Raw genomic sequence first — 15,449 nt, 5'->3', positions numbered from 1 at the left:
TGCAGCAGGAATAGTGCCTGTTATTGAGGTGTTTGTGGCAAAAGGCATTCCTGTGGGCACGGCTCTTGCTTTTATGATGGCTGTTGTGGGCTTGTCTTTGCCGGAAGCAACACTTCTTAAAAAAGTTATGACATGGCGTCTCATCGGCATTTTCTTTGGGACAATAACGTTATTTATAATTATCTCCGGTTACTTGTTCAACATCATCTTGTGATATCTTGTTACAAATTAGGCTGTCCTGTTCTGGGCGTATGATGTTGAATGGTCATATGCGGTTGTTCGTAAATAGGACAATTGTTAATAGCGTAAGTAGTAAAAAGTTTTGTCATTATTTTTTCCTGTTCTAGAAAAAATGTTCCGTGTTTTCTTAATAAAAGCCGTAATGTAAAGCGGCTTTTATTGAGTTTTACGTCCTTTTTCACTGATTTCACTTTGAAAAATCAGTTGTTTTTTACTTAAAATGTGCTGAGTTTTGTAGCAAAATACATTCTTTTATTATGTAAAAGATGACCTTTTATCTTGTAAAAGGCCGTTAATGACGACGGTATTGTCATTGGCTTAAAATACAGGATTATATAATACATTGATTTTCAGACGATTACGAAAAAGTGATGTTTTGCGTAAAATTTTGATGTTTTAGTCGTATTTGCTTTGAGCATGGCTATTCTGAGCGCTTTAAATGAAAATAGAATAAATTTAACAGTTCCGTAATAGTACAATTTGACGAAAAGTCAGTCGAATATTTAGGGTGGTTGAAACATCCTTGTTTTATGTTATTCTGCTTTGTTTTTTGTTACATTGCAATAGCTTATAAAAAATAATGTTTAAATTTGTAATTACATTATGAAAACCATTTACAAGTAGATATATTTTAATAATACCAATATAAATATGGACAAATTAATGAGCATTCCTGAGTTGACATTGAAATGCGAGGAAATCAGAAAACGTTTGTTAGAGGTCGTATATAAAGCCAAAGCCGGTCATATCGGCGGCGATCTCTCGTCTTTGAATGTATTGACAGCATTGTATATGCGTGTCATGAACGTAAACCCTGAGAATCCGAAAATGGAAGGGCGCGACCGTTTCATTATGAGCAAGGGTCACTGTGTGGAAGCACTTTATTGTGTGCTCGAGGCAAAAGGTTTCATTACAAAAGAACTTGTCGACACTTATGGCGATTATCTGTCTGTGTTGGCAGGTCATCCTACGGTTGAAGTCCCGGGTATAGAATTTAACAGCGGTGCATTAGGTCACGGTCTTTCAATTGGTGTAGGTTGTGCCATTGCTGCAAAAATGGATAAGAAGCCTTATCGTACATTTGTACTTATGGGCGACGGCGAGCAGGGCGAAGGCTCAATATATGAGGCAGCCATGGCCGGAAGCAATTATAAGTTGGATAATCTTGTTGCAATGATAGACCGAAACGGCTTGCAGATAAGTGACACAACTGAGAATGTGATGAAACTTGAGTCTCTTAACGAGCGCTGGAAGGCTTTCGGATGGGATGTATATGATGTTGACGGCAACGATATTGAGGCTATTGTTAACTGCCTTGAATCGATAGATTATAACAACGGAAAGCCTCACATGGTTGTGCTTCATACAACAAAGGGCTTCCACGTTTCATACATGGAAAATGTGCTGAAATGGCATCATGGCGTGCCTACGGCAGAGGAGTATGAGAAAGCTATCGCTGAGATTACTAACCGTATTGAAGAACTTAAAAAGAATTGTTAACAATGGAAATAAAAAGTGTTGCTTGCCGTAAAAGTTTTACCGATGCACTGGTTGAACTTGGTAAAAAAGATAAGAATATTGTAGCCGTAACGACCGATGCCCGTGGCTCGGTTACTCTGACAGACTTTGCAAAAGAATTGCCTGAGCAGTTTGTTGAGTGCGGTATTGCAGAGCAGGATGCTGTAGGCATTTCTGCCGGTTTGGCTTCATGCGGAAAAAAAGTGTTCGTATGTGGTCCTGCATGCTTTTATGTAGCACGCAGTCTTGAGCAGGTAAAGGTTGACGTGGCTTATTCAGGCCAACCGGTTAAGATCTTGGGCGTAAGTGGTGGCGTTGCATATGGAGCTTTGGGCGCCACTCATCATAGTTTGCATGATATTGCTGTGCTGCGCACATTCCCCGGCATGCAAGTTGTACTTCCTTGCGATGCACGACAGACACGTAAACTTGTTGAGCAACTTGTAGATTATCCTCATCCTGTTTATGTTCGCGTTGGCCGTAATGCTGTTCCTGATGTTTATGAAGATAATAATTTTGATTATCAGATTGGAAAATCTATACAGCTTCAGGATGGTAAGGACCTGACAATTATTGCTACAGGTGAAACAGTTTGGCATGCTCTTCAGGCCGGAAAGCGCCTTGCAGAGGAGGGTATAAGCACTCGTGTCATCGACATGCATACTCTTAAACCTGCTGATACTGAGGCTATAGTTAAGGCTGCACGCGAGACTGGACGAATAATGACAGTAGAAGAGCATAGCATGTATGGTGGCTTGGGAGCAATTGTTGCAGAAACAGTGAGTCAGAATTGCCCTGTTCCTATGCGTATACTCGGTATTCCTGACGAAAACGCTATTCATGGCAAGCCATTGGAGATATTCCATTATTATAAGTTAGATGCTGAAGGCATTTATGCTACAGCTAAAGACTTTTTGAAGTAAAAGCCTTGAGTAACTTATAGAAGGTTTTGAAATGAGATATATTATAACCGTTGATCAAAGTACGTCAGCCACAAAGGCAGTGCTCTTTAACGAGCATTGCCAGTTGGTCTGTCGTAAGAATGTTGCCCATAAGCAATATTATCCTCAGCCGGGATGGGTTGAGCATGATGCAGAGGAGATATATAATAATATGGTCGAAGCTATACGTGAGGTGGTTAAGACTGTAGATGATGCCGAAGCATCTTATTCTTTGGCAATTACAAACCAGCGTGAAACGGCTGTGGTTTGGAACCGTTTTACTGGTAAGCCGGTATACAATGCCGTGGTTTGGCAGTGTCAGCGTGGAGCAGCTATATGCAATGAATTGAGAGAGCGTGGATATACAGACCTGATTCGTGAGCGTAGCGGACTGCTCATTGACCCATATTTTGCCGCTAGCGGTGTCAAATGGATATTGGATAATGTTCAGGGAGCACGTCAGGCTGCAGATAATGGAGAACTTCTGATGGGTACAATTGACACATGGCTTGTGTGGAAACTGACAGGTGGCAAGGAGCATGTGACAGACTATACCAATGCGTCGCGTACAATGTTGTTTAATATCCATACATTAGACTGGGATGATGAACTCCTCAACTTGCTGACAATACCACGCAATATGATGGCAAAGCCTATGCCTTGCGATTCTGTATTTGGTGAAACAACTGTAGAGGGAGTTTTTGATGAGCCTATTGTTATTGCCGGTATGCTTGGCGATTCACATGGTGCTTTGGCTGGTCAGATGTGTTTTGAGGCTGGTATGGGTAAAGCAACATATGGAACAGGTTCGTCCGTTATGGTGAATATCGGCGAAAACGCTGTGGCTGCTCCCGAAGGTCTCGTAACTTCAGTTGGCTTTGCTGCAAAAGGCAAGATTTTCTATGCTTTTGAAGGAAATATTCATTGTACGGGTGCGACAATCAAATGGATGACTGACAACCTGCATCTTATTGAAAGCCCTGCGGAAATAGAGACGTTTGCTCTCGAAGTTCCGGATAACGGAGGAGTTTATATGGTACCGGCATTTGCAGGTCTCGGTGCTCCATGGTGGAACTCTCAGGCAAAGGCTATGATATGTGGAATGACTTTGGCTACAGAGAAAGGACATATCTGTAGGGCTGCATTGGAGGCAATTGCCTACCAAATAAAAGATTTGATTGACCTGATGACAAAACAAGCCGGAATAACTTTAAAGGAGCTGCGTGTGGACGGAGGACCTACAAAGAATCAACTTTTGATGCAATTTCAGGCAGACATGCTTGATGCATGCATCAATCGCTCTGATATAGAAGAGGCATCGGCAATGGGAGCTATGATTATGAATGGTTTGGCACGCAAGGTTTGGAAGGATATGGATGAGGTGGCTGCATTGCGCACATCTGACAACCGTATATTCCCGGCCATGTCATGTGACGAGCGTGAACGCCTTTATGCAGGTTGGACAGAGGCCATACATACTGTTAATAGAAAATAAATCATAAATAATAAAGACGAAAACACTATGAAGAAACAAGCTAAAACAGGAAAGGAAACGTTTGGACTGATTATCGGTACCCGTGCGTATTTCAACTCAGAGTTGGCTGTTGATGTACGTAAGACGTTGTTGGAAGAGTTAGATAAAGCCGGATACGGCTATGTTATATTGGATGAGCAGGACACTCCTACCGGTGGTTCTATGGAGACGGTTGAAGACGGCAAAAAATGTGCTGCGCTGTTCCGTGCTAACCGTGATGACATCGACGGAATAATTGTGTCTCTGCCTAACTTTGGCTTTGAAGTAGGAATAATCAATGCTATCAGTCGCGCAGAGTTGCATGTACCTGTTCTTGTGCAGGCCTGTGACGACCAAAACGACAAAGTTGATCTTGATAGCCGCCGTGATGCCTTCTGTGGAAAGATATCTGTTTGTAACAACCTGTATCAGTATGGAATACCGTTTACAGATACAACATTCCACACCTATTCTATACACAGCGACCTGCTGATGAAGGATATCAACAAGTTTGCTGCCATCTGCCGTGTTGTACGTAAACTTACTCATGCACGTATAGGCCAGATTGGTACACGTCCACTCGGATTTAACACATGTCGTGCAAGTGAGAAACTTCTCCAGGCAAGTGGTATAACTGTTGTGCCTGTAGACCTCAGTGAGATTCTTTTCAATGCAAGAAAAATAGATAATGAAGCATCTGCTTTGAAGGCAAAAATGGAGGAGATAAGCCATTATGCAAAGGTACCAGAGGCTTATCAGGAAAAGTTGGCATTACAGGCTAAGTTCGGATTGGCAGTAGAAGAATGGATACAGACTAATGAGGTTGATGCAGCTGCAATTCAGTGTTGGGATTCTCTTGAGCAGAACTATGGATGCGCAGCATGCGTTACAATGAGTATGCTTGGCGAAAAGCTTATTCCTTGTGCTTGTGAAACTGATATCGCCGGAGCGGTGTCTATGTATGCTCTGAGTCTTGCTTCAGGCAAACCGGCTGCATTGCTAGATTGGAATAACAACTTTGCTGAAGACCGTAATAAATGTGTATGTACTCACTGTGGAAACTTCCCGAAGAGTTTTGTTAATAACGACCTTAAGCTTGGACCGCTTGGTGTTCTTGGCAGAACCTTGGGTAAGGTTAATACATTCGGTGCTGTGTATGGAAAATGCACTGAAGGAGATTTTACATACTTCCGCATCTCTACGGATGATACGCTCGGCTGTATAAAGAGTTATCTCGGAAAGGGAGAGCTTACAAATGATCCATATGGTATGGATGGATGTATAGCTGTCACCAAAGTGAACAATTTGCAGAAACTTATGAAGTTTATTTGCAAGAACGGCTTTGAACATCATGTGGCAATGGTTCGCACTGATGTCGTAGATATATTGAGTGAGGCCGTAGAAAATTATCTTGGTTGGGATATTTATGTTCATGAATAAATAATAAAAGTCTTGCTGTTATTTATAACTGCAAGACTTTTGTTTAGTTGCCTAACTTTGCTGTCTTTTTTGATAGCAAAGTTAGGTTTTCTTTTCTCTATCAATTGATTTTTGGTTGAAGTTATATAGACATTTTCTTTATTATAGAGAAAACATAAAGATACTTATAAGGTATGAATATTTAGATTATGGAAGACATAAAATCCGTTTTGTGTTAAAATATATGTATTAAACTTGCATAATGATCCTATTTCTTTATGGAAGAAATAGTTTTTCATATAAAAATATTTACCAATAATTTTCATTTATAGTGTGGATTGTGTATATTTGCATAATGAAAATATAAGATAAAAATACTTTCTGTGTTTATTGTCTTGTATGTTTGTAAAAATACTATGAAATGAAATAAATATTAATAATTTAAAAAGTAGATATTATATGTTTGAAGGACAGCCTAAAGGGCTTTATGCGTTAGCGCTTGCAAATACGGGCGAACGCTTCGGTTATTACACAATGCTTGCAATTTTTACATTATTCTTGCAGGCTAAGTTTGGCTTTACAGCCACAGTTACATCCAATATCTTTGCCGGATTCTTGGCATTGGTCTATTTCCTCCCGGTTGTAGGCGGTATATTGGCTGATAAATTTGGTTTCGGCAAGATGGTGACATCCGGAATCGTAGTTATGTTTGTCGGCTATATATGTCTGGCGATACCTACTGGCAATAATGCTGTAGGAATTGCTGCCATGGTAGGATCTTTATTCCTGATAGCCCTAGGTACCGGTCTTTTTAAAGGCAACTTGCAGGTAATGGTTGGTAATCTTTATGATGATCCAAAGTATTCTGCAAAACGTGATACAGCCTTCTCAATATTCTATATGGCAATTAATATTGGTGCACTTTTTGCACCTACAGCGGCTGAGAAGATCACAGACTGGTATATGAAAACCCATAATTATGTTTATAATGGTGATATTCCTGCCCTTGCACACCAGTATCTTGATGGTACTCTTTCTGGAGAGGCTTTGACGAAGTTTATATCTTTGGCATCTTCTCAGAATGTTGCAACTGACGCTTCTTCTCTTACAAATTTTGCAAACGACTACATCAACGTGCTTTCACAGTCATATCACATGGGATTTGCTGTAGCATGTGTATCATTGATTATTTCTATGCTTATTTATGTTTTAGGCCGTAAGACATTTAAGCATGCAGATGTGAATGTTAAGCAGGAAGCAGAAAATAACGGCGAATCTTCAGTTCATGTTCAAGAACTTACTCCTGCAGAGACAAAGTCACGTGTAGTAGCTCTTTGCTTAGTGTTTGCTGTTGTAATTTTCTTTTGGATGGCATTCCATCAGAATGGTCTTACACTTACCTTCTTTGCGCGTGACTATACGGCTGCAACGGCCACAGGACTTACACGTATTGGCTTTGACGTATGGAATCTGGTACTCATTGCAATCGCTGTTTACGGAGTATTTGCTATATTCCAGTCAAAAGAATCAAAAGGTAAAATCATTTCTACAATTGTTACTATAGTTTCACTTATTGTGTTGTACTTTAATTACAATGCAATGGATGAGTCTATCAGTATCCTCCCTCAGAAGTTCCAGCAGTTTAATCCGTTCTTCGTCGTTGCACTTACTCCCGTTTCTATGGCTGTGTTCAGCTATTTGGCTAATAAAGGCAAGGAACCTTCTGCACCACGTAAAATAGGTATAGGTATGTTTATCGCTGCTGTTGGTTTCATGATCATGGTTCTTGGTTCATTTGGACTTCCTGTTCCAGATGCACTTGCATCAACTACGGGTGATTATCGTGTAACTCCAAACCTCCTAATCGGCACATATCTTGTTCTTACATTTGCCGAGTTGTTCCTTTCTCCGATGGGTATCTCTTTTGTATCAAAGGTTGCTCCTCCAAAGTATAAGGGACTTATGATGGGTGGATGGTTTGCAGCAACTGCCATTGGTAACTATTTAGTTTCTATTATCGGTATGCTATGGGGCGGTCTGCCATTGTGGATCTTGTGGGGTATTCTTGTTGTACTCTGTTTAATATCTGCAGTGTTTATCTTCTCTATTATGAAACGTTTGGAGAAGGTATGCTAATGCCTGAAAATAATTATATCAAATAGATAACAACCGGATAGCCTATAAAAGAAGCTATCCGGTTGTCGTATTTTTTGAACTAATCTATTTTTTACTATATGCTTTTATTATGAGGATAATTTTGTATGTATTCTTATTTGTGCTTTTGGGCTTTCAAAAAATATCTGCTGACACTTTTCGTAGTATAGAATCAGAGCGGATTAACAAACGTGATTCGTTGTTATCCATTATTACAGGAGCAAAAATTTCAGACAATATAATTAGTATCACAGATTTTGGGGCCATTGGAGATGGGGTTAAAAATGATAAGCCGGCTTTTGACAAAGCAATGCAAAGTGCAGCGAAGCAGGGTGGGGCTCATATTATAGTGCCATCTGGAACGTTCCTGCTTAAAGGACCCATACATTTTGTGAGCAATGTGTGTCTTGAACTTATGGATGGGGCTATTATAAAATTTGATTCTAATCCTAAATATTATCTTCCTCTCGTTAAAACAAGTTGGGAAGGTACATTCTTATATAATTACAGTCCCTTTATTTATGGATATAATCTTCATGATATATCAATAATTGGCAAAGGAAAAATAGATGGCAATGCCTCTTCAACGTTTGCAACATGGAAGTCAAAGCAGAAGGAAGGGCAGGCTCTCAGCCGTAAAATGAATCATGAAGAGATTCCCATTGAATTGCGTCGTTTTGGTAACGGTTTTTGGTTAAGACCACAGCTTATACAATTCTACAATTGTAAAAATATAACCTTATCTGATGTGTTTATAACTAATTCGCCTTTTTGGTGTATTCATTTACTTAAGAGCGAGAATGTCATATGCCGTTCCCTTCGTTACGATGCAAAACTTGTGAATAATGATGGTATCGATCCTGAGTGTTCACGAAATATTTTGATAGAGAATATTGAGTTTAATAATGGTGATGACAATATTGCAATAAAAAGTGGACGAGACAATGACGGATGGGCATCAACTATGCCTTCTGAAAACATTATTATACGTAATTGCCGTTTTAAAGGTTTGCATGCTGTAGTGCTTGGCAGCGAAATGTCTTCAGGAGTTCAAAATATTTTTGTCGAGAATTGCACATATGGTGGTTATTGTAAACGTGGAATATATATTAAGACCAATCCTGATCGTGGTGGATTTATCAAAAATATATATGTGAAGAATTGTAGGTTTGATGAAGTAGAAGACTTGTTCTATGTTACAAGTATGTATGCTGGCGAAGGACTTAATAATATTCATTATACAGATGTAAAGAATATTTATGTTGACAGTCTTTTTTGCCGTAAAGTAAGAAAGGCAGGACTAGTATTACAGGGTACGTCTCAGAAACCGATGTCAGATGTTATTTTTAGCAATGTTGAAATTCAAGAGGTGGATAATGCTGTAAGTTTTGACAATACGTTGAACGTTGAGATGCGAAGTTGCCATATTGGTGGACGTGTTGGTGTACCCTCTCAGGCTTCATCTGCAGATAAATTATTTGTGAAATAGTGATAATTATGTGTCATGCAAACATTGCAATTAGCATGTATAAAGTAAAATCATGATAAGATAAATACATTATAACAAAGAGGGTGTCTTAAAAAAGAAAGACATCCTCTTTGTCGTTTGGTAGTAATCTGTTTATAGTCAGAAGCTATAATGCTGCATCATGAAGAATTTCTTCAAGCGTTGGATGAGTATGAATTATATCCACTAAGTTTTCTGTTGTTCCGTTGAAATTCATAATAGCCGTTGCTTCCTGAATCAAATCAGCAGCATGAGCCCCATATGCATGGCATCCGATAATCTTATTATCTTTATCTGTTATCAACTTTACCATGCCTTCGCTTTCATCCATAGCCAGGGCTTTACCATTAGAACGATAAAATCCTTTACGGGTATTATATTCAATACCCATTGAGTCACATTGGTCAGAAGTTAAACCAACTCCTGCAACTTCAGGATTAGTGAACACAGCTGCGGGCATAATTTCCATGCGTATTGCATCTTTCTTTCCGCAAATATGATTTACTGCCCTCATGCCTTGAGCAGTGGCAGCATGTGCAAGCATTGCACGTCCGTTAACATCACCAATAGCATATATTCCACATATGTTGGTTTGCATATTGTCATCAACTTTGATTCCCTTGTTATCATAGTTGATATCTGTATTTTCAAGCCCAAGTCCTTCTATGTTTGGTTTACGGCCTGTCGCAACAAGTACAATATCGGCTTCAACTTCTTGAGGTTTGTTTTTCTTGTCAAAGCATACTATTAACTTATTGTTATTTTTATGTATGCTTTTTACAGCAGACTGCATATCAAAGTTAATTCCGCGGCGCTCCATAACTTTGCGCATGCGTTTTGCTATATCAGAGTCAATGGCGGGGAGACATTCTTTTAGAAACTCAATGACAGTAACATCGCTTCCAAACGTTTTAAACACTGAAGCGAACTCCATCCCTATTACTCCTGCTCCAATTATGCATAAATGTTTTGGAAGCTTTTCCAAATTAAGAAGTTCTGTTGACGTAACAACTCCTTTTTCATCAATGCCTTCGATTGGAGGTAATTTTGATTCCGAACCAGTTGCAATTATAATGTTATCAGCTGTATATTCTTCACCGCCTGCAATAATCGTCTTAGAATCTTTAAATGAAGCACGTTCTTTTATAAATGTTATGCCAGGAGATTTCATAAGCCCCTCAACTCCTTCACGGAGTTGGGCGGTTACTTGTTCTTTGCGAGTCATGGCTTTGTTGAAATCAACTTCAGGTCGTGAACCTGTCATTGTTGCAACTGCTTCTATCATGTCTGCTTCATGGCATAGTGTTTTTGTTGGTATACATCCTCTGTTAAGACATGTTCCACCTGCTTGTCTGTCTTCAAAAATTATTGTATTGAGGCCATTTTTTGCAGCATGGCATGCAGTGTTATATCCACCGGGGCCACTACCAATTATAATAAGGTCTGTTTTCATTTATTAGTATTTTCTTTAATTATATTGTATAAAGATATTCTTCTTTAAAACATTTTTATGGGATAAAAGTAAGTCTTGCCGGCTTCGTGCATTTCAGAAATCGACAAGACTTACTGCCAAAATAATCTGTATAGAGATTATCCTTTATATCTCAACACAGGTTGTTTGGCTGCCAACACATCATCTACACGTCCTATTGGGGTGTTGTGAGGTGCAGTTTTAACAAGTTCAGGATTATCTTTTGCCTCTTGGGCTATTATACGCATAATGTTGATAAATTCATCTATAGTTTCCTTACTTTCCGTTTCTGTCGGTTCAATCATCATTGCTTCATGGAATAGCAGAGGGAAGTAAATTGTCGGAGCATGGAACCCATAGTCCAACAAACGCTTGGCAACATCCATAGTGGTCACACCTGTCGATTTGTCTTTGAGTCCGTTGAACACAAATTCATGTTTGCAAATAGAGGCAATCGGTAGGTCGTATACATCTTTTAGACGTTCTTTAATATAGTTAGCATTAAGTGTTGCTAATGGACCTGCCATCTTTATATTCTCTTTTCCTAATGACAGAATATATGAATAAGCCTTTACCGCAACACCAAAGTTTCCTAGGTATGCTCCTACATGAATATCACCTTCACCTTGAGTCTGAACTTTGTAGGTGTCACCTTCTTTGACTACTTTAGGGCAGGGGAGTAGATGTTCCAGCCCTTTTCTTACGCCTACAGGACCACAGCCGGGACCGCCACCTCCATGAGGCGTTGAGAATGTTTTATGAAGATTTATGTGCATTACATCGAAACCCATGTCACCAGGACGGCATACACCGAGCATTGGATTAAGGTTTGCACCATCATAATACATTAGTCCACCGCATTCATGAACTAGCTTAGCTATTTCCGGAATTTCTTTTTCAAACAATCCTAATGTATTAGGATTTGTCATCATCATTGCAGCGACTGTATCGTCAAGCAGTCCGCGAAGATCGTTTACGTCAACAATTCCTTCTGCTGTACTTTTTACCTCAACAATCTCAAGTCCACATACTGCAGCAGAAGCAGGATTTGTTCCGTGAGCAGAGTCAGGTATAATTACTTTTACACGTTTGTGGTCGCCTCGGCTCTCATGCCATGCACGAATAATCATAAGACCGGTCAACTCTCCGTGTGCACCTGCAAAAGGATTCAATGTAAACTCTTCAAGGCCAGTTATTGCAGCAAGTGATTTTTGGAGGTTATAATAAACCTCCAATGCACCTTGGCATGTATTTTCTGGTTGTAGTGGATGCAAAGCTGTAAATGCATCTGCAGCAGCCATTTCTTCATTTATTGAAGGGTTATATTTCATAGTACAGCTTCCTAAGGGATAGAAGCCGTTGTTAACACCAAAGTTGTTTCCGCTAAGATTTGTATAATGACGTACGACTGTAAGTTCATCACATTCAGGAAGCATGGCATCTTTGCTTCTTTTCATTTCTGCGGGCAGAGTATAATTGCCGAATTTATTTTCTGGCATCGAGTAGCCCTTTCTTCCGGGGTGAGATAACTCGAATATTAATTTGCCATATAATTTGTTATTCATGATTGTGCTTTTTCAGATTGTTAAAATAACGGTTACATGTTTATTTGCATAGATCAACTAATTTGTCTATTTCTTCTTTAGTGCGGTTCTCTGTTACTGCAAACATTATTGTGTCATCTGCTACTTTTATACCGCCCAGAATACCATTGTCCATTAGTTTTTTCTGCAGCTCGTCTACGTTCCCGTCATATTTGACGCAGAATTCATTAAAGAAAGGCTTGTCGTATGCGAGTTTAAAGTGTCCCGTATTTTTAAGTTGATCACAAAGATAGTGTGCTCCGGAATATGATAGAGTTGCAGCTTCTTTAAGGCCTTCTTTGCCCATCACTGACATATATATTGTAACAAATAATGCCATCAAACTTTGATTTGAACAAATGTTTGATGTTGCCTTTTGGCGGCGTATATGCTGTTCTCTTGCTTGTAATGTAAGTACAAAAGTGCGTTGTCCTCTGCTGTCACGTGTTTCTCCGACAATACGTCCTGGCATTTTGCGCATAAGCTTTTCTGTACAGCATAAATACCCGATATATGGACCTCCGAATGACATTGGAACACCTAAAGACTGGGCCTCACCTACAGCGATATCAGCTCCAAGTTCTCCTGGGGTCTTTAGTAGTGCTAAGTCAGCTGCTACGCTATTCATAATCATTAAGGCTTTATGTTCATGGCATTTATCTGCCAAGCCATCATAATCTTCAATTATTCCGTAACGATTGGGCTGTTGTACAACCACTCCTGCGACATTTCCTTTTTCAAGCAGAGAAGACATTGATTTCATATCTGTAACTCCCTCTTCCTGCTTTACCATTTCTATTTTGATATTGTGGAAATGAGCATATGTATTAATAACTGCAAGAGTCTTTGGATCTATTGTTTCAGATACAAGCACTGTATCAGCTTTTCTTGCAGCTCCGAATGCCATCATTACAGCTTCTGCAGTAGCAGTCGTACCATCATACATTGATGCATTTGAAACATCCATACCTGTCAGTTCTGTCATCATACTTTGATATTCAAAGATATAATGTAACGTTCCTTGTGAAATTTCAGCCTGGTATGGCGTGTAACTTGTCAGGAATTCAGAACGTTGTATTAATTGTGGTATTATTGCTGGGGTATAGTGGTCGTATACTCCAGCTCCGGCAAAACATGTGTATTTCTTGTTCTTCTCGCCAATTTTGCTGAATAATTGACGTATTTCTACTTCGCTTTTGGCTTCAGGTAATTCATACTGGTCCTTAAAGATAATTTCTTCAGGTACTTCGGCATAAAGTTCTTTCAGCGATTTAGCTCCGATGACATTGAGCATTTGTTCAATGTCTTCTTCTGTATGAGGAAAATATTTGTAAGCCATTAGGATTTAAGGTGTAAGAGTTTGTATTTGTTTACGATAAATATAAAGAAGTATTTGGAGTTAATTGAAGTTTTAATCTTTAGATTGTACATATATTTATGGCTATCAAAATCAGATATTTTAGATTTTTATTCACCCTTTTGTACGAAACAAGACATGCACGCTTCAATTAACCCCAAAATATTGACGTAATTTTTATTTCTCACAGAAATTCTTATAAGCTTCTGCGTCCATAAGTTCGTTGAGTTCTTCTTTATTTGTCAGTTCAACCTTTATGATCCAGTTTTCATATGCATCCTTGTTAACAAGTTCTGGTGTATCTTCAAGGTTTTCGTTAATCTCAACGACAGTTCCGCTTACAGGAGATATAAGGTCGCTTGCAGCTTTTACGCTTTCAACAGCACCGAAGTCTTCGCCTGCTTCGATTTCGTCGTCAACTTCAGGCATATCAACATAAACTACGTTTCCAAGTGCATTTTGAGCGTAGTCGGTGATACCGATATAACCATATTCACCTTCAACTCTTACAAATTCGTGTGACTCAGAGTAATAGAGTCCTTCAATAACTTTTGCCATAATATTATCTTTATTTTTAGTTGTTATTTATGTTTTAATCTTATAAAATATTGCTGTATAATGAGCTATATTTTTATTTCTTATAATGTTTTTGATAGAATGCTTTTTTCACAATAGTTCCTGGATAAGATTTCTTGCGAATTTGCACTTCAACTTGATTGCCAAGTTTTGCACATTCTGCATCAATTAAGGCCATGCATACACTTTTCTGAGTGGATATTGATTGGTAGCCTGTTGTAACCTTTCCTATTTCTTTGCCATTGCATGTTACTGTATATCCATGACGTGGTACCGCTTTGTCATGCAGTTCTATACCTGCTACCTTTAGCTTAATTCCTTCTGCCTTTTGTTTCGCAATAGCTTCTTTTCCAATAAATTCTGGTTTGTCGAGTTTACAGAACATGCTCAGACCAGCCATAACAGGTGTTATCTTGTCACTTAGTTCGTTACCATATAGAGGAAGTCCTGCTTCAAAACGTAATGTGTCACGACAGCCAAGACCACATGGTTTACAGCGTCCGCTCTTCATTAATTCATCCCATGCTTTTCTAATATATTCATGGCTACTATAGATCTCAAATCCGTCTTCGCCAGTATATCCAGTACGGCTTATGATAGTTTCTACACCATCTATCATTACAGTTTTAGCTGTATAGAATGTAAGATCACTACATTCTTGACCTAAAACCTCTCTCATGACATCTTCTGCCTCAGGACCTTGCACTGCCAGCTGGCCGTAATAGTCTGAACGGTTTGTTATCTCAACGTCATAACCTTTTGCATTATCGTTAATCCATTTAGCATCTTTATCTATATTGGCTGCATTTATTACAAGGAAGAAGTTGTTTTCTCCCATTTTATATACTAAAAGGTCATCTACAACACCACCATCTTCATACAGCATCATGCCATAGTAAACTTTGCCTACTGTGGCATCTTTAATGTCATTTGTAAATATATGACTTACATATTTCTCTGCATCATTACCTGTAACGGTTATTTCGCCCATATGTGACACATCAAACACTCCACAATGCTGTCTTACCGCATTGTGTTCATCGATGATTGATGTGTACTGAATTGGCATATCAAAACCGCCGAAGGGTTGCATTAGCGCTCCGGCCTCAACATGCTTGTCATGCAGACAGGTCTTTTTGTTTTCCATATTTTCTAAGGTTTTTAAATGTT

The 15,449-nt window shown here is 39.1% G+C and carries 12 protein-coding genes; 7 read left to right on the top strand and 5 right to left on the bottom strand.

Features of this window, described 5'->3' with window-relative positions; translation table 11 throughout:
• From QVO66_RS10540 to QVO66_RS10510, 7 genes are all read left to right on the top strand, one after another.
• On the top strand, window positions 1-214 hold a 214-nt coding region (locus tag QVO66_RS10540), incomplete at its 5' end, for a permease (RefSeq protein WP_288172820.1).
• A gap of 689 nt (window positions 215-903) precedes the next feature.
• Window positions 904-1,740: a transketolase gene (locus QVO66_RS10535; RefSeq protein WP_021855452.1), complete on the top strand. Its 837-nt coding sequence runs from the start codon at window positions 904-906 to the stop codon at window positions 1,738-1,740.
• A 2-nt stretch (window positions 1,741-1,742) separates the two neighbouring features.
• The gene (locus tag QVO66_RS10530; protein ID WP_021855451.1) at window positions 1,743-2,681 is read left to right on the top strand and encodes a transketolase family protein; all 939 of its coding nucleotides are present in this window, start codon (window positions 1,743-1,745) and stop codon (window positions 2,679-2,681) included.
• Between the two features lie 31 nt (window positions 2,682-2,712).
• Window positions 2,713-4,194: a glycerol kinase GlpK gene (gene glpK / locus QVO66_RS10525; protein WP_021855450.1), complete on the top strand. Its 1,482-nt coding sequence runs from the start codon at window positions 2,713-2,715 to the stop codon at window positions 4,192-4,194.
• A gap of 27 nt (window positions 4,195-4,221) precedes the next feature.
• Complete coding sequence (locus QVO66_RS10520) at window positions 4,222-5,652, top strand: L-fucose/L-arabinose isomerase family protein (protein ID WP_021855449.1); 1,431 nt, start codon at window positions 4,222-4,224, stop codon at window positions 5,650-5,652.
• Between the two features lie 438 nt (window positions 5,653-6,090).
• Entirely contained in the window at window positions 6,091-7,767 is a 1,677-nt protein-coding gene (locus tag QVO66_RS10515; protein WP_021855448.1) for a peptide MFS transporter, read from the top strand.
• A 109-nt stretch (window positions 7,768-7,876) separates the two neighbouring features.
• On the top strand, window positions 7,877-9,274 hold the full coding sequence (locus QVO66_RS10510) for a glycoside hydrolase family 28 protein (protein ID WP_021855447.1): 1,398 nt from the start codon (window positions 7,877-7,879) through the stop codon (window positions 9,272-9,274).
• Between the two features lie 145 nt (window positions 9,275-9,419).
• Here QVO66_RS10510 and lpdA read toward each other — a convergent pair whose 3' ends face one another.
• The 5 genes from lpdA to gcvT all read right to left on the bottom strand — a co-directional run bounded on the left by lpdA (window position 9,420) and on the right by gcvT (window position 15,426).
• Window positions 9,420-10,745 (bottom strand): dihydrolipoyl dehydrogenase, encoded by a 1,326-nt coding sequence (gene lpdA / locus QVO66_RS10505; RefSeq protein ID WP_021855446.1) that lies wholly within the window; start codon window positions 10,743-10,745, stop codon window positions 9,420-9,422.
• 137 nt (window positions 10,746-10,882) lie between these two features.
• Window positions 10,883-12,328 carry an aminomethyl-transferring glycine dehydrogenase subunit GcvPB gene (gcvPB, locus tag QVO66_RS10500; protein WP_021855445.1) on the bottom strand — a complete coding sequence of 482 codons (1,446 nt, stop codon included), beginning with the start codon at window positions 12,326-12,328 and terminating at the stop codon, window positions 10,883-10,885.
• A gap of 40 nt (window positions 12,329-12,368) precedes the next feature.
• Window positions 12,369-13,685: an aminomethyl-transferring glycine dehydrogenase subunit GcvPA gene (gene gcvPA, locus QVO66_RS10495; RefSeq protein ID WP_021855444.1), complete on the bottom strand. Its 1,317-nt coding sequence runs from the start codon at window positions 13,683-13,685 to the stop codon at window positions 12,369-12,371.
• 195 nt (window positions 13,686-13,880) lie between these two features.
• Window positions 13,881-14,261 (bottom strand): glycine cleavage system protein GcvH, encoded by a 381-nt coding sequence (gene gcvH / locus QVO66_RS10490; RefSeq protein WP_021855443.1) that lies wholly within the window; start codon window positions 14,259-14,261, stop codon window positions 13,881-13,883.
• Window positions 14,262-14,334: 73 nt separating this feature from the next.
• Window positions 14,335-15,426 carry a glycine cleavage system aminomethyltransferase GcvT gene (gene gcvT / locus QVO66_RS10485; RefSeq protein WP_021855442.1) on the bottom strand — a complete coding sequence of 364 codons (1,092 nt, stop codon included), beginning with the start codon at window positions 15,424-15,426 and terminating at the stop codon, window positions 14,335-14,337.
• Window positions 15,427-15,449 lie beyond the last annotated feature (23 nt).

This window comes from Prevotella sp. CAG:255 (assembly GCF_000431195.1).
Lineage (GTDB): Bacteria > Bacteroidota > Bacteroidia > Bacteroidales > Bacteroidaceae > Prevotella > Prevotella rara.
Note: the sequence above shows the minus strand (reverse complement) of the source record. Positions and strands in the feature narration are given on the sequence as shown.